Origin of the sequence: Maritimibacter sp. DP1N21-5 (assembly GCF_019218295.1) — a bacterium.
Taxonomy (GTDB): domain Bacteria; phylum Pseudomonadota; class Alphaproteobacteria; order Rhodobacterales; family Rhodobacteraceae; genus Maritimibacter.
Genome location: NZ_JAHUZF010000007.1, coordinates 1 through 18,990, shown reverse-complemented (window position 1 = coordinate 18,990; position 18,990 = coordinate 1). Strand labels below are relative to the sequence as shown.

Sequence of the window (18,990 nt, the reverse complement as noted above, 5' to 3'; positions counted from 1 at the left end):
TTTGCCGCCCGTAATGCACGGTAAAAACAACGGTTTCAATCCTCGAAGCATTCGGATCGCCCGTCCACGCGGATTGTCTCGGCTCCGTCGCGGATACTTGCCGACCGCCGCTGCATGAAGGCCGAGGGTCTCGCCGCGTCCCGCCCCTTGGGATCGGGCAGCACGGCGGCGAGCAGGGCGGCCTGCGTCGCTGTCAGATCGCGCGCCGAGACACCGAAGTAATGCGGGGCGGCGGCGCCGACGCCGAACACGCCTTCGTCGAATTCCACCACGTTGAGGTAGACCTCGACGATGCGCCGCTTGGTCCAGACAAGCTCCATCGCGGGCGTGATCAGCCCTTCCAGTGCCTTGCGGGTGTAATTCCGCCCGTGCCAGAGGAAGACGTTCTTGACCACCTGTTGCGACAGCGTCGACGCGCCCCGGTTTTCGCCCGCCTCGATCACCTGCCGGATCGCTTCCATGTCGAAGCCCCAGTGCAGGCAGAAGTTCGCGTCTTCCGCCGCAACGACCGAGCGTGCCATGACCGGAGCCATGTCCTCCATCGGGATCCAGTCGCGCTCGATCGAGCCGAGCCGCATGCGTTCGGCGAGCTGGTAAGGCGTTACCGGCGGGTTCACGACGGCGAATAGCGAAATCCCGACGCAGACCAGAGCGACAAGGGCGAGCGCTGCCCGCCGGAGCCAGCGACCGACGAAACGGACGACCCAGCGTCCGGGACGAATGCGTTGTTTCTTGGGAGTGTCTCTACATGCCCGCGCCATGGTCCCAATGACCATGCAGCGCGGTGTCGGTCAAGCGATGTGCCCCGTTCCCGACGGACGAAGACGAGCGCGTGTCGGAAACTGCGCTTTGTGGCAGAGACCCGACGGGATTGCGGCGCTCTAGATGTAGATGGGAAGCGCGGTCGCGAAGACCGCTCCCGCCATCAGACCGGCGGTCAGGCCGGTCAGGACGCGAAGAAAGAATTGAGCAGAATCTATGAGTTGTGTCGGCACGTGCAGCCCCCTTGGCAGAAGGTCAGACTAGCACGATTCTCTTTCGCGTCTATGAAGATGGCGAAATCGTGTCACGATTGGGGCGGGTTTTTTGTCCCGATTGGACCTTGGCCGGGAACGGTCTTCCCTGCGCCCGGCGACTATCCCGGCATCGGCACAATGGCATAGCGCGACTGGACCAGCCCGGTGGGAAAGTTGCGAGTCTCCAGATGCGTGAGGGTGATGTCCCGGCGCAGGGCGCCGAACAGAGGAATCCCGGCACCAAGCAGGACCGGGATCCGCGTCACGGTCAGCTCCGTCACGAGCCTTTCGTCGAGGAAGGAGGTGATTACCCGACCGCCGTCAATATAGGCCCGGCGCCACCCCTCCTGCCCAAGCCGGTTCATGACCTGCCGGGGCGGTTCCGCCGTGATCGTCACGCGGCCTTCCAGATGCGCCGGAAGCGACGTTGTGCGTCGAGACAGGACGACCACGGGTTTGTCGTAGGGCCAGTCGCCAAATCCCAGCACGGTTTCAAAGGTCACGCGTCCCATGATCAGCCCGTCCATCCGGGACATGAAGTCCGCGTATCCGTGATCGTCCTCGGTCCCGGCCACATCCAGCCAATCGAGCCCGCCATCCGGCCGGGCGATATAGCCGTCCATGCTGGTCGCGATGAAGACATGCCCTTCGATCATTTGCACCTCTGCAAAGGAAAACGGGCGGGGATCGTCCCCGCCCGTTCTATCCTACCACGCTTAAGCGGCTTATTCTGCCGGGATCGCGCCCTTTTCCTCCGAGAGGGGTGCGGCCAGATGGGGCAGCATCTCTTTCGGGCAGACCTGGAGGAAGTTGTCGCGTTCGGTGTCCCAGTGGCGCAGGATCTCGGCGGCCTTGCGGCTGCCGGTTTCGGCGACATGGCGTTCGATCAGCCCGCGCAGTTCGGCCTCCCAATGCTCCACGGTCACGGCGCAGGTCACGAGAGTCTCCATGTTCATGAAGTCCTCGGCGACCGCGTCCGGGTCGTAGAGATAGGCCATGCCGCCGGTCATGCCCGCGCCGAAATTCGCGCCGATGGACCCGAGGATCACCGCGATACCGCCGGTCATGTATTCACAACCGTTGGTCCCGCAGCCCTCGATTACCACTTTCGCGCCCGAGTTCCGGACGGCGAAACGCTCGCCCGCGCGCCCGGCGGCGAAGAGGTAACCGTCGGTGGCACCATAAAGCACGGTGTTCCCGATGATCGTGTTCTCCGACGCGACCAGCGGCGAGGACATGGTGGGGCGCACCACGATGGTGCCGCCCGAGAGACCCTTGCCGACATAGTCGTTGGCATCGCCCGCCACCTCGATCTTCAGACCGGGCGCGGCGAAGGCCCCCAGAGACTGACCCGCAGACCCCGAAAGCTTGACCGTCAGGTGGTCGGGCTGGAGCTTGTTGCGCATGCCGAAGTTGCGCACGATATGCGACGAGGTGCGCGTGCCGATGGTGCGGTGGGTGTTTCGCACGGCATACTGAAGCTGCATCTTCTCGCCGTCGTTCAGGAAGCGCTGGGCGTCCTTCACGATTTCCGCATCCAGCGTATCGGGCACGGCATTGCGTTCGCGATCCCGGTTGTAGGTGTCGCGTCCGACGCCATCCACGCTGATGAGCAGCGGGTTGAGGTCGAGATCGTCGAGGTGGGCCGAGCCACGGCTGACCTGCGACAAGAGATCCGCGCGACCGATCACGTCGGCGATGGAGCGGGCCCCGATCCGGGCGAGGATTTCACGGACTTCCTGCGCATAGAAGGTGATGAGGTTCACCACCTTGTCCGCGCTTCCCGTGAACTTGCCGCGCAGCGCCTCGTCCTGCGTGCAGACGCCCACCGGGCAGGTGTTCGACTGACACTGGCGGACCATGATGCAGCCCATGGCAATGAGGGCGGCGGTGCCGATGCCGAACTCCTCGGCGCCCATCATCGCGGCCATGACGATGTCACGACCCGTGCGCAGGCCACCGTCCGTGCGCAGCGTCACGCGCGAACGAAGGTTGTTCATGGCGAGCACCTGATGCGCCTCGGTCAAGCCCATTTCCCACGGCAGACCGGCGAACTTGATCGAGGTTGCGGGCGAGGCGCCCGTGCCGCCGTTGTGGCCCGAAATCAGGATCACGTCGGCCTTGGCCTTGGCGACACCGGCGGCGATGGTGCCGACGCCGGACGAGGCCACGAGTTTCACCGTCACCTTGCAGCGCGGGTTGATCTGCTTGAGGTCATAGATGAGCTGTGCGAGGTCCTCGATCGAGTAGATGTCGTGGTGCGGCGGCGGCGAGATCAGCGTCACGCCCTTGGTCGAGTGCCGCAGACGGGCGATGAGGTCGGTGACCTTCATGCCGGGCAGCTGGCCGCCTTCGCCGGGTTTCGCGCCCTGCGCCACCTTGATCTCGAGCTCTTCGCACTGGTTCAGGTATTCGGCGGTCACACCGAACCGGCCCGACGCCACCTGCTTGATCTTGGCCGAGGGGTTATCGCCGTTCGCCTCCGGCACGAAATGCGCCGGGTCTTCGCCGCCTTCACCCGAGTCGGACTTGGCCCCGATCCGGTTCATCGCGACGTTGAGCGTCTTGTGCGCCTCGGGCGACAGGGCGCCCAGCGACATGCCGGGGGTCACGAAGCGTTTGCGGATCGCGGTGATCGATTCCACTTCCTCGATCGGGATCGGTTCGCCCAGCGGTTTGATGTCGAGCATGTCGCGCAGGTGGATCGGCGGGTTCGCCTGCATCCGGGCCGAATACTGTTTCCACAGCTCGTAGGAGGCGCGGTCACAGGCCGATTGCAACAGGTGCATCGTCTGCGCGCCCCAGGCGTGAGTCTCGCCGCCCTTGCGGGCCTTGTAGAAGCCGCCGATGGGCAGGATGTCCTTGCCCTGCTTCCAGCCTTTCGCGTGGATGTCGGCCACCTTGCGCTGGATGCCACCGACACCGATGCCGGAAATCCGCGATGTCATGCCGGGGAAATATTCGTTCACCATGGCGCGCGACAGGCCGACCGCCTCGAAGTTGAGGCCGCCGCGATAGGACGAGATGACCGAGATGCCCATCTTCGCCATGATCTTCAGAAGGCCCTGGTCGATGGCTTCGCGGTAGTTGTGCACGGCTTCGGTGAGCGTCATGTCGAGCAGGCCGCGTTCGATGCGATCCGCAAGCGAGTCTTCGGCGAGATAGGCGTTCACGACGGTTGCACCGGCGGCGACGAGCACCGCGAAGTAATGCGGGTCGATACATTCGGCCGAGCGCACGTTTACCGAGGTGAAGGTCCGAAGCCCCTTGCGCACCAGCCAGCTGTGGACCGCCGATGTCGCGAGGATCATCGGCATCCCGATCCGGGTTTCGGATTGCGCCATGTCGGACAGGATGATGTGACCGGCGCCGGAACGGACGGCTTCTTCCGCTTCCTCGCGGATACGGGTCAGCCCGTCCCGAAGTGCGTTTTCACCCGCGTCCACCGGGAAGGTGCAGTCGATCTCCACCATCTGCGCATTGAAGCGGCGCACAAGTTCGTCGAACTGTGCGTTGCCGACGAAGGGGCTTTCCAGAACGAGGATCTCGGTTTGGCTGCCGTTTTCGTCGAGCACGTTCTTGAGGTTCCCAAACCGGGTCTTGAGGCTCATCACCCGGAATTCGCGCAAGCTGTCGATGGGCGGGTTCGTGACCTGGCTGAAGTTCTGCCGGAAGAAATGGCTCAGGGGCCGGTACTCGTTCGACAGCACCGCCGACGGGGTGTCGTCGCCCATGGAGGCGAGCGCTTCCTTGGCGTCCTCCGCCATGGGGGCGAGCACCTGTTCCAGTTCCTCGAGCGTGAAGCCCGCCGCGATCTGGCGCTTGCGCAGATCGTTGCCCCAGAAGACGGCCGTTTCCTCGGCGTTCATCAGGGCTTCGTCGACGTCGATGACCTTCTCGACCCATTCGCCAAAGGGCTGGGAGGCGGCGAGTTTGTCCTTGATCTCGGCGTCGTGGTAGAGCTTGCCCTCTTTCATGTCGACGGCGAGCAACTGCCCCGGACCAAGCGCGCCTTTTTCCACGCAGGTCGCTTCGTCCACCGGCACCATACCCGCTTCCGACCCGGCGATGACGAGGCCATCGCCCGTCACGACATAGCGCATCGGGCGCAGGCCGTTGCGGTCGAGACCGCCGCAGACCCAGCGGCCATCAGTCATGGCGAGCGCCGCGGGGCCGTCCCAAGGCTCCATCGTGGAGTTGGCGTAGGAATACATGTCGCGCCAGGCTTTCGGCATTTCGCCCGACTGCTTGGACCACGACTCGGGCACCAGCATCGTCTTCGCCATCGGGGCCGAGCGACCGGCGCGCACCAGCACCTCGAACACCGAATCGAGCGCGGCGGAGTCCGACGAACCCTGAGGCACGATCGGCTTGATGTCTTCGGCCAGATCGCCAAAGGCGGCGGACGCCATGCGGATCTCGTGCGATTTCATCCAGTTGAGGTTGCCCTTCAGCGTGTTGATCTCGCCGTTGTGGGCGAGCATGCGGAACGGCTGGGCGAGCCACCACTGCGGGAAGGTATTGGTGGAATAGCGCTGGTGATAGATCGCGAAGGCCGATTCAAAGCGCTCGTCCATCAGGTCAGGGTAGAAGACCGCGACCTGTTCGGCGAGCATCATGCCCTTGTAGATGATCGACCGGCAGGACAGCGAGGCAAGGTAAAGCTCGCGCACGCCAGCGGCGGCGGCGGCTTTTTCGATCCGGCGGCGGATGACGTACAGCTCGCGCTCGAAAGTCTCTTCGTCCACGCCCTTGGAGTTCGAGATCAGGATCTGCTCGATCTCGGGGCGTGTCGCGTTGGCTTTTTCACCGAGGCAAGAGATGTCCACGGGCACATGGCGCCAGCCGTAGATGTAATAGCCCATCCGCAGCACTTCGGTTTCCACGATGGTCCGGCAGGTTTCCTGCGCGCCAAAGTTGGTGCGGGGCAGGAACACTTGGCCGACGGCGATCATCTCGTTCGTGCGCGGCTCGTGGCCGGTGCGGCGGACCTGGTCATAGAAGAACTCGACAGGGATCTGCACGTGAATGCCCGCGCCGTCGCCGGTCTTGCCGTCCGCGTCAACCGCGCCCCGGTGCCAGATCGCCTTCAGCGCGTCGATCCCGGCTTCCACGACCTTGCGGGTCTTCTTCCCGTCGATGGCGACGACGAGCCCGACGCCACAGGAGCTATGCTCGAACTCGTCGCGATACATGCCGTGCTCGGCCAGATAGGCGCGCTTCGCCTCTTCTTCCGCTACCCAGTTTTCATCATAGTTGGTCATGGTTGTCTCCTGCTAAGGACGTATCGGGCCCGCCCGCCACGAGGTCGGCAGACGGGGCAATCGGTTCAAAGGACCCCGGTTTGCGATACCGGGCTCCGAGCGGCGCGAGCAATTCGCGCAGGGCGGTGAGGCGACCGTCGAAACAGGCGCCGGTGACCTTGTCGAGGATCCCGGCGCGGCGCAGGCGCTGCGGCACGTTATGGACGGTCGCCGGGATCACGATATGCATGAGATTTTCGCGCGGCGCGAAACGGTCACGCTGAAAGCGTTCGCGCGGATGCTTGCCGTGAAAGACATAGTAGCGCGTCGTGTCGTTGAGATGGTCGGTCACGCTGCGGATACGATGCGTGCCGATGCGGGCGCGCCAGTTCATCCAGCGCATGTCGTCGCCCGCGATCTCGGGGTGGACGCTCGCCTGCGGGGCATAGGCAACGGCGACGTCCACACGGGTCACCGACGGCAGGATCAACGCCATGAAGCCGCCCATGGAATGCCCGAGCGTGCGCACGATGCGCGCGCCGATCTCGGCGGCGTACTCCTCGACCAGCTTCGCGACGTTTTCAAGGAGACCCGGGCGGTTGAACCAGCTCCGCGTGCCGTCCGAGATGAACAGTGCATTGTCGCGTCCGTCCATCGTCGCGGTGCGGGCGAACTCGATGGGCTGAACCTCGTCCGGACCCAGCCCGATGCCCGCGAAACAGACGTTGAGCGCATCGCTCGTCCCCCGAAACGCGTGGACCACCAGCCCGGGCGATTGGCGATAGGCCCGGATATCGAGAGCCGCGCTCATGGCGTCACCTCGAAGGCGATTTTCTGTTCGTTGCAATCGTAAAGCGGAACGGCCGCGCCGAAGCCCGGCTCGCCGGGTTCGATGAAGTCCACGGGCGAATTGTCGTAGACGGTTTCCGCGCCATCGGCATCGAGGACGGCATCCTTGCCCCAGAAGAAAAGCCCGCGCTCGACGTCCAGATATTGCGTCCCGCGCGAGGCGTATTCCACTGTGCCCTCGTCATCGAGGATCTGAAGCTCGGTGTCGACGCGTGCCAGGGTCACGCCGTCGATGACTACCGTCTCGCCAGAGAGCATGTCGGCCCCCACGATGGTGAGAAGGCGATCCTCGCCCGGTGCGGTGCGGTGGACCGTATAGCGGAAGGTATCGACGCCGGTCTTTGCAAGCTCGGCAAGGCTCGGCGCGTCTTCAGCGGGTTCCAGGAACGTCTCGCGCGACTGGTCCCAGAGATAAGCGATGTCGCGCCAGATGTAGTCCGGGGAATACTGGGCCAGCACGTCGAAGCCATCCGCGCTGAAGGTCGCTTCCCAGATCGAGTCGTCACCTTCGCAGATGTAGAGGTTGAGCAGGGTGCATTCCCGCGATTGCACGGTGAGCACGCCCTTGCACCCTGCGGGTGGGGCGAAGTCTGCGGCGGTCACGGACAAGGGAGAGAGCAGCGCGAGGCATGTCGCGGCAGCGATGGCTTTCATGGCTCTCTCCTTTCCTGTCGTGATGCCTCTCCCGGTTTTCGTGACAGCTGTGCTGACCTAAAGAGGCTGGCTTCAAAAGGGGTGCCCGGCGTGCGCCGCCGGGAACGGGTCACTCGGCCGCAACGCTCGCGGCTTGGGCTTCGAAGGCGTTGAGCATGGCATCCGCCGCATCGCGTCCGTCCTTGATCGCCCAGACGACCAAAGACGCGCCGCGAACGATGTCGCCCACCGCATAGACATCTTCGAGGTCCGTGCGGCCGGTGCGGAAATCGGCCTTGATCGTGCCCCAACGGGTCACGGGAAGTTCCGGCTCACCCCAGAGGGTGGGCAGCTCTTCCGGCTCGAAGCCGAGCGCCTTGATCACCAGATCGGCGTCCTCGGTGTATTCCGCGCCGTCGATCGGCTCGGGCGAGCGGCGGCCGGTCGCGTCGGGCTGACCCAGACGCATCCGCTGCACGATCACGCCGGTGACGGGATCGCCGGTGAAGCCCTTGGGTGCGGCCATCCAGACGAATTCGACGCCTTCTTCCTCGGCGTTCTGCACTTCGCGCTGCGAGCCGGGCATGTTGGCGCGGTCGCGGCGATAAAGGCATTTGACGCTCGTCGCGCCTTGACGGATCGCGGTGCGGACACAGTCCATCGCGGTGTCACCGCCGCCGATCACGACGACCTTCTTGCCCTTGGCGAAGAGGGAACCATCCTCATGCTCCGGCACATCGTCGCCGAAAGACGCCCGGTTCGAGGCGGTGAGATAGTCGATGGCGCGCACGATGCCCTTCGATCCCGCACCGGGACCGCCCAGTTCGCGCGTCTTGTAGACGCCCGTGGCAATGAGCACGCTGTCGTGCTGGCCGCGAATGGCCTGAAACGTCAGGTCCTCGCCGACATTGCAGTTGAGCACGAATTTCACGCCGGCCTTTTCAAGCTGGTCGATGCGGCGCATGACCACGTCCTTCTCGAGCTTGAAGCCCGGAATGCCATAGGTCATGAGCCCGCCCGCGCGGTCATAGCGGTCATAGACCGTGACCTGCACGCCCGCGCGGCGCAGACGGTCGGCAGCGGCAAGCCCGCCGGGACCGGCGCCGATGATGCCGACGCTCTCGGCCCGTTCGACCGACGGGGTAATGTCCTCGACCCAGCCCTTTTCCCAGGCCGTGTCGGTGATGTATTTCTCGACCGCGCCGATGGTCACGGTGCCGTGGCCCGACTGTTCGATGACGCAGTTGCCTTCGCAAAGCCGGTCCTGCGGACAAATGCGGCCGCAGATTTCCGGGAAGGTATTGGTCTCCTGCGAAATCTGGTAGGCTTCCTGCAGGCGGCCCGTCGCGGTCATCCGGAGCCAGTCGGGGATGTTGTTGTGAAGCGGGCAATGGCTCTGGCAATAGGGCACGCCACACTGCGAACAGCGGCTCGACTGTTCCTTGGCTTTCGCGTCGGCAAACTCGGCGTAGATTTCATGGAAATCCTCGCGGCGGGTTTCGGCGCCACGCTTCTCCGGCATGTCGCGGCCTACGCTCGTAAATTTAAGCATGGGTTGCTTGGCCATGGGTCCCTCCAAACTTTCGAGCCGCGTGTTTAGCAGGGTTTCAGGAAAAGAAAAGGCATAAGTGCTGACCTAGTTTCGGGAAAAATCGAGGATGACGACGCTTCAGGATGCCCATGAGGCTCATAATGAGACAACTAAGCTGACCTAATTTTTCCCTTTCCCAGAATTTTCAGATGGTTAGCTTGGGTGCGTGGGCAATGGGGCAGGGGCGTGCGATGAGCTTCTTTCAACTCTTCATTTTGGCGGTGGTTCAGGGGCTTACCGAATTTCTACCGATTTCGTCTTCGGGACACCTGATTCTCCTGCCCCGAGTCATGGGGATGCCGGATCAAGGACAGGTGATCGACGTGGCCGTCCACGTGGGCACGCTCCTGGCGGTGGTCATCTTCTTCTGGTCGGACGTCCGGGAAGGCCTTCTCGGTATTCCCCGGATGCTGACTGGGCGGATCGATACGCCCGGCTCTCGGCTCGCCTTCCTCATGGCGATCGCGACCGTGCCCGTCATCTTCTTCGGCCTCGTCCTCAGCCTTCTTGGTCTGGACGATGCGATGCGGTCCATCGCGGTGATCGGATGGGCGATGATCGTCTTCGGCGTGGTGCTGTGGTGGTTTGACACCAAGTCCCCCGAGGTGAAGGAAGACCGGGACTGGACCGTGAAGGATGCGGTGATCATGGGGCTCTGGCAGGCCATCGCGCTGATCCCGGGCACGTCACGGTCGGGGGCGACCATCACGGGGGCCCGCGCGTTGGGTTACAAGCGCGAGGACGGCACGCGGCTTGCCATGATCATGTCGATACCCACCATCGTGGCATCCGGGCTGCTTCTGGGGGCCGAAGCGGCCGCTGACGCAGACTGGCAGGCGCTCCGGGACGGGGCAATCGCCGCGGGCATGGCCTTTGTCGCCGCGATGCTGGCCTTGACCATCATGATGCGTCTTCTGAAGTCGGTCAGCTTCACGCCCTACGTGATCTACCGCCTGATCCTTGGCGTCATCCTGCTCTGGGTCGCCTACACCTGAACGAAAAACGCCGCTCCCGAAGGTGCGGCGTTTCCTGTCCGTCTGGATGGGTTGCTTCAGGTGCGCAGGTTGCGCGCCGAGGCGGTGATGTCGGCATATTGTCCGTCCTTGCGGAACCGCCAGAGGTAGCGCGGCAGAACCACTTCCATCGCGGTCGGTTCGATCCCGAGGTCCGCGAATGTGCGCACGCCTTCCCCGACCACGTTGTCCTTGCGAAGCGAGGTCACCTGATCGCGGGTCAGCGGCATGGAGATGAGCCGCCCGGTCGCCGCATGGGCGAAGTCGAACAGGCTTCCCATGATCCCGGCGATCCAGAAGGGAAGGTTGAGGACGATGCGACGGCGCTGGATCACGTCGAGCATCTTGCTCATCAGGGCATGGAACGACTGCACTTCCGGTCCGCCGAGTTCATAAATCCCGGCGGGCGCCTCGCCCTTCGCGGCCTTTTCGGCGGCATGGGCCACGTCATCGACGAAGACGGGCTGGAAACGGGTCTTGCCGCCAACGACCGGCAGCACCGGTCCGAAACGGGTCATTCCGGCGAAGCGGTTGAAGAAATTGTCCTCGGGACCGAAGAGGATCGACGGACGCAGGATCACGGCGCCGGGGAAGGCCGACAGTACCTCCGCCTCGCCCTTGCCCTTGGACCTTGCGTATTCGCTTTGACCGTTCGCATCGGCGCCAATGGCCGAGATGTGCACCAGATTGGCGACGCCCTCTGCCGCGGCGAGCCGGGCGATCCGCGCGGCGCCTTCGGTCTGGACGGCGGCGAAGTTGTTCTTGCCGCCCTTGTCGAAGGTGCCCACACAGTTCACCACAGCATCCGCGCCCGCCATCGCAGCGGCGACCGAGGCATCGTCACGAATGTTGCACAGGATCGGCGCGACCTGTCCGACCGTGCCATAGGGCTTCACGAACAGCGCTTCGTTGGGCCGGCGCACCGCCACCCGCACACGCCACCCCGCCTTGGCCATCCGCCGCGCGATGTAGCGTCCCAGAAAGCCCGAACCGCCGTAAATGGTCACGAGTTTCGACATCCCGATCTCCTTCGCAAATCCTCGCTCTCCTTAGCTGCGCAGGCCAACGGGAACAAGATCAATCGGCCCCGTGCCCTTTCTGGCAATTCCGTCACCGAATCCCGTTGACAGTGAATCCGTCTCCCCTTACATCGCGGCTCCACGCACCTGTGCCCAGGTGGCGGAATTGGTAGACGCGCTGGTTTCAGGTACCAGTGACTTAACGGTCGTGGAGGTTCGAGTCCTCTCCTGGGCACCAGATTTTCCCACAGAGCACTGTTTGAACGACACCGCGAAATTTCGCACCAAGCCTTCATGCCATTCGCAAACCCGTTACGCCTTGGTCGCGGACTCCAGAGCCGCCAGACCGTCTTTCAGCGCCTTCAGTTCCACGGGAGACAGCAGGGACAAGACCGCGTTCGCGCGGGCCTCGACCTGTGGGAAGACGGTTCGGAAGAACGCGCGGCCTTTTTCGGTGCAGGCGTAGTCACGCAGCCGGCGGTCGTCTTTCGATTCCTGGCCTTCGATCAGTGACTTTTTCTCGAGCCGTCGTGCCGCGCGGCTGATCTGGACCTTGTCGAGCGATGACCGGACCGACAGTTCCTTCGAGGTCAGGGACGTCACGTCGGCCAGAAGGAAGAGGACCCGCCACTCTTCACGCGACAGGCCGTGGTCTCGCCGATAGACGTCTTCGAGCTGACGGGAGAGACCCGCGGCTGCGACTGCGAGGCGATAGGGGAAGAAGTTCTCCATGTTGATGCGGGCCCTTTCCCCTGTCTGAAGGTTCGTTGCAGCAGCAACTAACTGGCACGTCAGACTTCGTGATTGATCGGTGTCAAGTCATCACATCTTTGCGCGGTCCGACCGCCGGGCGGCAGACCTGTTGACATTTCCGGCCTTCCAAGTGCATATCGTTGCAAACGCAACGTTTACCGACAATCGGAAAGGTGGAGGACCCCATGGCCAAGGCATTCGCGTCGCAAGGCGACATGGCAGAGAAGAAGGTGAGCTTCACCGAAGTGGGCGAGGGGCTTTACGCCTTCACCGCCGAGGGGGACCCGAACACCGGGGTGATCATCGGCGACGAGAGCGTGATGATCGTGGAGGCGCAGGCGACGCCGCGCCTGGCGCGCAAGGTGATCGACTGCGTGCGCTCGGTGACGGACAAGCCGATCAGCCACGTGGTTCTGACGCACTACCACGCCGTGCGGGTGCTGGGGGCCTCGGCCTATGGCGCGCGGGAGATCATCATGTCGGACGTGGCGGCCGGGATGGTCGAAGAGCGGGGCCAGGAGGATTGGGACAGCGAGTTCGGCCGCTTCCCGCGGCTCTTCCAGGGGCATGAGGAGATCCCCGGCCTGACCCGTCCGACAACGACCTTTTCCGACAAGATGACCGTGTATCTGGGCAAGCGCCGCGTCGACATCATGAAGCTCGGCCGCGCCCATACGGCGGGCGACGCGGTGATCTGGGTGCCCGATCAGGAGGTCATGTTCACTGGCGACATCGTGGAATACCACTCGGCCTGCTATTGCGGTGACGGACACTATCAGGACTGGGGCAAGACGCTCGACGCCATCGCGGCCTATCGACCCCGCTCCATCGCGCCGGGGCGCGGCGACGCGCTGGTCGGGCACGAGATGGTGACGAAGGCCATCGAGAACACCCGCGACTTCGTCGAGTCGTCCTACGCACCGGTCGCCCGGATCGTGGCGCGGGGCGGGACACTCAAGGAAGCCTGGGACGCGGTGCGCGAAGCCTGCGACCCGAAGTTCGCCGACTATGCGATCTACGAGCATTGCCTGCCCTTCAACGTCGGCCGCGCCTTTGACGAGGCCCGCGGCATCGACACGCCCCGCATCTGGACCGCCGAACGCGACCAGCAGATGTGGGCGGATCTGCAGGGGTAGGGTGGTCGAAGGGAGGACGTGACATGTTGGATGATCGCTATTCGCTGGCCTTCAAGCTCTACCCCTATGAGCGCAGCGCGGATCAGGATGCCGAAACGCCCGTGCGCCACCCCGTCGTGGTGATGGGCGGAGGTCCTATCGGGGTCGCCACCGCGCTCGACCTCGGTCTTCAGGGGATCCCCGTCGTGGTGCTCGACGATCACGAAGGTATCGGCATGGGGAGCCGTGCCATCTGTTTCGCGAAGCGCACGCTCGAGATCGCCGACCGCTACGGATGCGGTGAACCGATGCTGGACAAAGGTGTGATCTGGAATCTGGGCAAGGTGTTTCACGACGACCGCAAGGTGTTCGAATTCAATCTCCTGCCGGAAGACGGCCACAAGTTTCCGGCCTTCATCAATCTCCAGCAGCCCTATTTCGAGAAGTTCATCGTCGACCGCGTCCGCGAGGCGCAGGCGGCGGGTGCGCCCATCGACCTGCGCGGCAAGAACCGCGTCGACTCTGTCGAAGAGAAGGACGACCACGTCGTCCTGAACATCACGACGCCCGAAGGTCCCTATACAATCATGGCGGATTGGCTCATCGGCTGCGACGGCGCCTCGTCGCCCTTGCGCGGGATGCTTGGCCTCGATTTCGAGGGGCGGGTCTTCGAGGACAGTTTCCTCATCGCCGACATCAAGATGAAGAACACGACCTTCCCGACCGAACGCTGGTTCTGGTTCGAGCCCTGGTTCAAGTCCGGTGCCTCGACCCTTCTTCATAAGCAGCCCGACGATGTCTGGCGGATCGACTTCCAGATCGGCTGGGACGTGGACCGCAAGGAAGAACTGAAGGAAGAGAACATCCGCAAACGGATCGACGCCATGCTAGGCGACGACGTGGAATACGAGATGGTCTGGTCCTCGATCTACACCTTCCAGTGCCGCCGCATGAAGCAGTTCCGTCATGGGCGGGTGCTTTTCGCCGGGGACGCAGCGCATCAGGTGTCGCCTTTCGGTGCGCGCGGCGCGAACTCGGGGCTTCAGGACGTGGACAACCTCGGCTGGAAGCTGGGACTCGTGATCGAAGGCAAGGCGCCCGCGAGCCTGCTCGACAGTTATGACGAGGAACGGCGCTATGGCGCAGATGAGAACATCCTGAATTCGACCCGCTCCACCGACTTCATCACACCGAAGTCCAAGACCAGCCACATGTTCCGCAACGCGGTTCTGGATCTGGCCGAGCACTATGCTTTCGCGCGACCTTTGGTGAACTCGGGGCGCCTGAGTGTGCCCTGCGTCTATGACGGGCTGTCCCTGACCGGAAAGGACGCGCTTGTGGGCGGGCCTGCCCGCACCCGGCCCGGTAGCCCCTGTCCGGACGCGCCCTTAGGCGACGGGTTCCTCCTTGGCCGGCTTGGGGGGCGCTTCACGCTCCTGACCATCAACGCCGAGGCGCCGGAAGAGTTTGTCGACGACGGGATCGCCGTGGACCGACTCGCACTTTCTGCCGGGGACGACCCCACCGGGGCGCTGGCGGCACGGTATCTGGGACAGGCGACCAGCGCGGTCTACCTGATCCGCCCGGACCAGCATGTGGCCGCGCGCTGGGCCACCCATGACGAAGCCGCGCTGCGCGCTGCGCTGCGCAAGACCTGTGGGAAGGACTGACCATGACATTGATCACGGACCCCAACATCCCCGATCAGGACGGCTTCTATTCCGAGCTGATCGACGCGCATGAGGGCCTCAGCGACGACGACAGCGCTGCCCTCAATGCCCGACTGATCCTGATCCTCGCCAACCAGATCGGCAACCGCGCCACTCTGAGCGCCGCGATTGCGGCCGCCAAGGCCCCCGGTGCCGACATGAAAGGAGACCTCCAATGACTGCTCACGACCTTCCTGAAGGGATGATCCGGGCGCCGCATGTGTCTGGGACGCATGAGGGCTACATGCCGGGCTGGGCCAATGACTTCGAGACCGAGGCCCTGCCCGGGGCCTTGCCACAGGGGATGAACTCGCCGCAGAAGTGCAACTACGGGCTTTATGGCGAGCAGTTGTCGGGGACGGCCTTCACCGCCAACCCGCCGGAGCGGACCTGGACCTACCGGATCCGGCCCTCGGTCAAGCATTCGGCCCGTTACGAGCGGATCGACCTGCCCTATTGGAAGAGCGCGCCGCATGTGCCCGAGGGGGTGACCTCGCTCGGCCAGTATCGCTGGGACCCGGTGGAGGCCGAGGGAGATCTGACCTGGCTCACGGGCATGCGCACGATGACCACGGCGGGGGACGTGAACACGCAGGTCGGCATGGCGTCGCATATCTACCTCGTGACGAAGTCGATGGAAGACGCCTATTTCTTCTCGGCCGATTCCGAACTTCTCGTGGTGCCGCAGCAGGGCAAGCTGCGCTTTGCCACCGAACTCGGCGTGCTCGACATCGAGCCGCAGGAGATCGCGATCATCCCGCGCGGCCTAGTCTACCGGGTCGAGGTGCTGGAAGGCCCGGCCCGCGGCTTTGTCTGCGAGAACTATGGTCAGAAGTTCGAGCTGCCAGCCCGCGGCCCGATCGGGGCCAATGCGATGGCCAACCCGCGAGACTTCAAGGCGCCCGTGGCGGCCTTCGAGGACCGCGAGGTGCCCTCGACGCTCACCATCAAGTGGTGCGGGCAGTTCCACGAGACCAAGATCGCGCAGAGCCCGCTGGATGTCGTGGCCTGGCACGGCAACTACGCGCCCTACAAATATGACCTCAAGACCTACTGCCCGGTCGGCGCGATCCTCTTCGATCACCCGGACCCGTCGATCTTCACCGTGCTCACCGCGCCCTCGGGCGTGCCGGGGACGGCCAACATCGACTTCGTGCTGTTCAGGGATCGCTGGATGGTGGCCGAAAACACCTTCCGCCCGCCTTGGTATCACAAGAACATCATGTCCGAGCTGATGGGCAACATCCATGGCCAGTATGACGCCAAGCCGCAGGGCTTCGTTCCCGGCGGGATGAGCCTTCACAACATGATGCTGCCGCATGGCCCCGACAAGCAGGCCTTCGAGGGCGCGTCCAATTCGAACCTGGGGCCCGAGAAGCTCGAGAACACGATGTCCTTCATGTTCGAGACGCGGTTCCCCCAGCATCTAACCGCCTTCGCGGGCAAGGAAGCGCCGCTTCAGGACGACTACATCGACTGCTGGGACAGTCTCGAGAAGAAGTTCGACGGCACGCCGGGCCTGAAGTGAGGCGGCGCTTGTTTCGCGTCTTGCTGACGCAAGAACGACCGGCTGGAGGGGCATCGACAGCGTCGCTCGGACCGCTGGCGCGACCTTGTCGATCCCTCCAGACCTCCCCAAGGTATTTGTGAAGCGATGAAGATGAAGCTCTATACCTATTGGCGCTCGACGACCTCCTATCGGCTGCGGATCGCGCTCAATCTCAAGGGGATCGACTACGAGTCCGCCCCGGTGAACCTCGTGGCGGGCGCGCAGCGCGAGGCGGGCTATGCGGCGGTGAACCCCGGTCTCGGCGTGCCGGCGCTGGAGCTTGAGGACGGCAGGGTGCTGACCCAGTCGATGGCGATCCTCGACTGGCTCGAAGAGGTCCAGCCGGAGCCCGCGCTTTTGCCAAGGGATCCGGTCGACCGGGCGCATGTGCGCGCCGCCGCCTTCGGGATCGCGACCGACATTCACCCGGTGAACAACCTGCGCGTCATCGGTCGCCTGAAGGCTATGGGCCACGGTCCGGACGAGACCACGGCCTGGATGAACCACTGGATGTCCGAGGGCTTCACCGCCTTCCAGAGCCTGATCCGCCCCGATACCCCCTTCTGCTTCGGCGAGACTCCGGGGCTTGCCGATCTCTGCCTCGTGCCGCAGCTTTACAACGCGCATCGCTGGGGCACGGACCTCGACCCTTTCGCCCGCCTGACGGAGATCGAGGCGCGCTGCCTCGCTCTGCCCGCCTTTCAGGCCGCGCGCCCCGAGGCGCAGCCGGATGCCCAGCCGGGCGCAACGACATAAGGACAGACCATGACCGATCTGAAACGCTCCTGGGTCGCCAGCGCGAACAGCGCCGAGACCCCCTTTCCGCTGAACAACCTGCCCTATGGCGTCTTCTCCACCGCGGGCGGGGTGCGCCGGCAGGGCGTCGCCATCGGCGACCGGGTGCTCGACGTCGCCGCGATGGAGAACGGGGGCCTCCTCGACTTCGGGGGGGCGCTGCAGGCGGGCGGCTGGAACGCCTTCATGGCGCGGGGCAAGGCCGACTGGGCCCGGCTGCGCGAGACGCTGACCGGCATGCTGGCCGAGGGCGGCGACGAGAGCCTCGCGCGCTACCTCGTGCCGCTGGCCGAGGTCACGCTCCACATGCCCTTCGATGTGACCGAATACACCGACTTCTATGCGGGTCGTCACCACGCCTTCAACGTGGGCACCATGTTCCGGGGGCCCGAGAACGCGCTGCCGCCGAACTGGCTCCACATCCCCATCGGTTACAACGGCCGCGCCTCCTCGGTCGTGGTCTCGGGCACCGATGTCATCCGCCCCAACGGCCAGCTCAAGGGCCCCGACGACGAGACGCCGCGCTTCGGCCCCTCGCAGCGCTTCGACATCGAGCTCGAGATGGGCGCCATCGTGGGCACCGCGTCGACCGGGCCGATCAGCGTGGCCGAGGCTTTCGAGAACATCTTCGGCTACGTGCTCCTGAACGACTGGTCCGCACGCGACATCCAGGCCTGGGAATACCAGCCCCTGGGCCCCTTCCAGGCCAAGGCGACCGCCACCACCATCAGCCCCTGGATCGTCACGGCGGCGGCGCTCGAACCCTTCCGCACCTCGACGCCCGCGCGGGAGAAACCGCTTCTCGACTATCTCGCCGAGCCCGGCCCCATGCTCTATGACATCGAGCTTTCGGTGACACTGGCGCCCGAGGGCGGCGCCGAAACCGTGATCACCCGGACGAACTACGACGTCATGTATTACTCCGCCGCCCAGCAGCTGGCGCATCACACGACCTCGGGCTGCCCGATGCGCGTGGGCGACCTCCTGGGCTCCGGCACGATCTCGGGCGAGACGAAAGACAGCCGCGGCTCACTCCTCGAACTGAGCTGGGGCGGCAAGGAGCCGATCACGCTGGACACCGGCGAACCCCGTAGCTTCATCGAGGACGGCGACACCCTCACCCTCAAGGGCGCCGCCAAGGGCGACGGCTACCAGATCGGCTTCGGCGATTGCGCAGGAACGCTGAAGCCTGCGCGAAACGTGTAGAGGGCGCAAACGCGGCGGCCATCTTCCGATCCCACTCGGGTCCTTGGACCGAGAATCCTGTTCTACGAGTCGGCAAGGGTTGCGGATTCGCCTGTTCGGGCCGTCGACAGCGGTTCTGGCCACCGCAAAATCGGTGCGTCGATCCCGTTGCGGAAAGATTTCTCGAAAGAGTCGGTTCCAAAGAAGCCTTGAAAACAAGCGTTTTGGCGGGGCGTCATGCAGAAAATCGGGTCCCGACCGAAAAAAGCGCCAGAAACTGAAAAGAATCGCTTGCAGGTCCCGGCACCAGTTCGTAAAAGCCCCCTCACCGACGCAGCGACACGCTACGACGGGACGCAAAACGGGGCGACGGCGACGAGCCAGACCAACGCGGCGGACACAAACAGAGGCAGGATTAGGCGGGCGCGCCGTGAGTTTAGGGCGCACTGGTCTGGTTTTGTTTCTACGCTCTTTGACATTGCTGGTATCTGAAGAGATATGTGGGCGGTTTGGTTCATAT

The 18,990-nt window shown here is 64.2% G+C and carries 15 protein-coding genes and 1 tRNA gene; 8 read left to right on the top strand and 8 right to left on the bottom strand.

What is annotated here, in order from left to right; all coding sequences use genetic code 11:
- Positions 1-35 precede the first annotated feature (35 nt).
- The 6 genes from mtgA to KJP29_RS18015 form a co-directional block, all read right to left on the bottom strand.
- Positions 36-761, bottom strand: coding sequence for a monofunctional biosynthetic peptidoglycan transglycosylase (mtgA, locus tag KJP29_RS18040; protein ID WP_218465256.1), 726 nt, complete (start codon positions 759-761; stop codon positions 36-38).
- A 374-nt stretch (positions 762-1,135) separates the two neighbouring features.
- Positions 1,136-1,672: a dihydrofolate reductase family protein gene (locus KJP29_RS18035; protein WP_218465027.1), complete on the bottom strand. Its 537-nt coding sequence runs from the start codon at positions 1,670-1,672 to the stop codon at positions 1,136-1,138.
- Positions 1,673-1,741: 69 nt separating this feature from the next.
- Positions 1,742-6,280, bottom strand: coding sequence for a glutamate synthase large subunit (gene gltB / locus KJP29_RS18030; RefSeq protein ID WP_218465026.1), 4,539 nt, complete (start codon positions 6,278-6,280; stop codon positions 1,742-1,744).
- On the bottom strand, positions 6,267-7,070 hold the full coding sequence (locus KJP29_RS18025; RefSeq protein ID WP_218465025.1) for a hypothetical protein: 804 nt from the start codon (positions 7,068-7,070) through the stop codon (positions 6,267-6,269). The genes gltB and KJP29_RS18025 overlap by 14 nt, the downstream gene beginning before the upstream one ends.
- Positions 7,067-7,762, bottom strand: a complete 696-nt coding sequence (locus tag KJP29_RS18020) for a hypothetical protein (RefSeq protein WP_218465024.1) — start codon at positions 7,760-7,762, stop codon at positions 7,067-7,069. Before KJP29_RS18020 ends, KJP29_RS18025 begins: the two co-directional genes overlap by 4 nt.
- 109 nt (positions 7,763-7,871) lie before the next feature.
- On the bottom strand, positions 7,872-9,308 hold the full coding sequence (locus KJP29_RS18015; protein ID WP_218465023.1) for an NAD(P)-dependent oxidoreductase: 1,437 nt from the start codon (positions 9,306-9,308) through the stop codon (positions 7,872-7,874).
- Positions 9,309-9,523: 215 nt separating this feature from the next.
- On the opposite strand from KJP29_RS18015, the gene KJP29_RS18010 reads away from it, so the two are divergent.
- Positions 9,524-10,327, top strand: a complete 804-nt coding sequence (locus tag KJP29_RS18010) for an undecaprenyl-diphosphate phosphatase (protein WP_218465022.1) — start codon at positions 9,524-9,526, stop codon at positions 10,325-10,327.
- Positions 10,328-10,383: 56 nt separating this feature from the next.
- On the opposite strand, the gene KJP29_RS18005 is transcribed toward KJP29_RS18010, so the two are convergent.
- Entirely contained in the window at positions 10,384-11,364 is a 981-nt protein-coding gene (locus KJP29_RS18005; protein WP_218465021.1) for a complex I NDUFA9 subunit family protein, read from the bottom strand.
- A 151-nt stretch (positions 11,365-11,515) separates the two neighbouring features.
- On the opposite strand from KJP29_RS18005, the gene KJP29_RS18000 reads away from it, so the two are divergent.
- Positions 11,516-11,602: transfer RNA gene (locus KJP29_RS18000), tRNA-Leu, on the top strand.
- Positions 11,603-11,676: 74 nt separating this feature from the next.
- On the opposite strand, the gene KJP29_RS17995 is transcribed toward KJP29_RS18000, so the two are convergent.
- The gene (locus KJP29_RS17995) at positions 11,677-12,096 is read right to left on the bottom strand and encodes a MarR family winged helix-turn-helix transcriptional regulator (protein ID WP_218465020.1); all 420 of its coding nucleotides are present in this window, start codon (positions 12,094-12,096) and stop codon (positions 11,677-11,679) included.
- A 206-nt stretch (positions 12,097-12,302) separates the two neighbouring features.
- On the opposite strand from KJP29_RS17995, the gene KJP29_RS17990 reads away from it, so the two are divergent.
- From KJP29_RS17990 to fahA, 6 genes are all read left to right on the top strand, one after another.
- The gene (locus tag KJP29_RS17990; RefSeq protein ID WP_218465019.1) at positions 12,303-13,253 is read left to right on the top strand and encodes an MBL fold metallo-hydrolase; all 951 of its coding nucleotides are present in this window, start codon (positions 12,303-12,305) and stop codon (positions 13,251-13,253) included.
- 23 nt (positions 13,254-13,276) lie between these two features.
- Positions 13,277-14,902: an FAD-dependent oxidoreductase gene (locus KJP29_RS17985; protein ID WP_218465018.1), complete on the top strand. Its 1,626-nt coding sequence runs from the start codon at positions 13,277-13,279 to the stop codon at positions 14,900-14,902.
- Between the two features lie 2 nt (positions 14,903-14,904).
- Entirely contained in the window at positions 14,905-15,120 is a 216-nt protein-coding gene (locus tag KJP29_RS17980) for a DUF2783 domain-containing protein (protein WP_218465017.1), read from the top strand.
- Entirely contained in the window at positions 15,117-16,469 is a 1,353-nt protein-coding gene (gene hmgA, locus KJP29_RS17975; RefSeq protein WP_218465016.1) for a homogentisate 1,2-dioxygenase, read from the top strand. Before KJP29_RS17980 ends, hmgA begins: the two co-directional genes overlap by 4 nt.
- A gap of 132 nt (positions 16,470-16,601) precedes the next feature.
- A complete protein-coding gene (maiA, locus tag KJP29_RS17970; protein WP_218465015.1) occupies positions 16,602-17,246 on the top strand; it encodes a maleylacetoacetate isomerase in 645 nt (214 codons plus the stop codon).
- A gap of 9 nt (positions 17,247-17,255) precedes the next feature.
- The gene (fahA, locus tag KJP29_RS17965; protein ID WP_218465014.1) at positions 17,256-18,491 is read left to right on the top strand and encodes a fumarylacetoacetase; all 1,236 of its coding nucleotides are present in this window, start codon (positions 17,256-17,258) and stop codon (positions 18,489-18,491) included.
- Positions 18,492-18,990 lie beyond the last annotated feature (499 nt).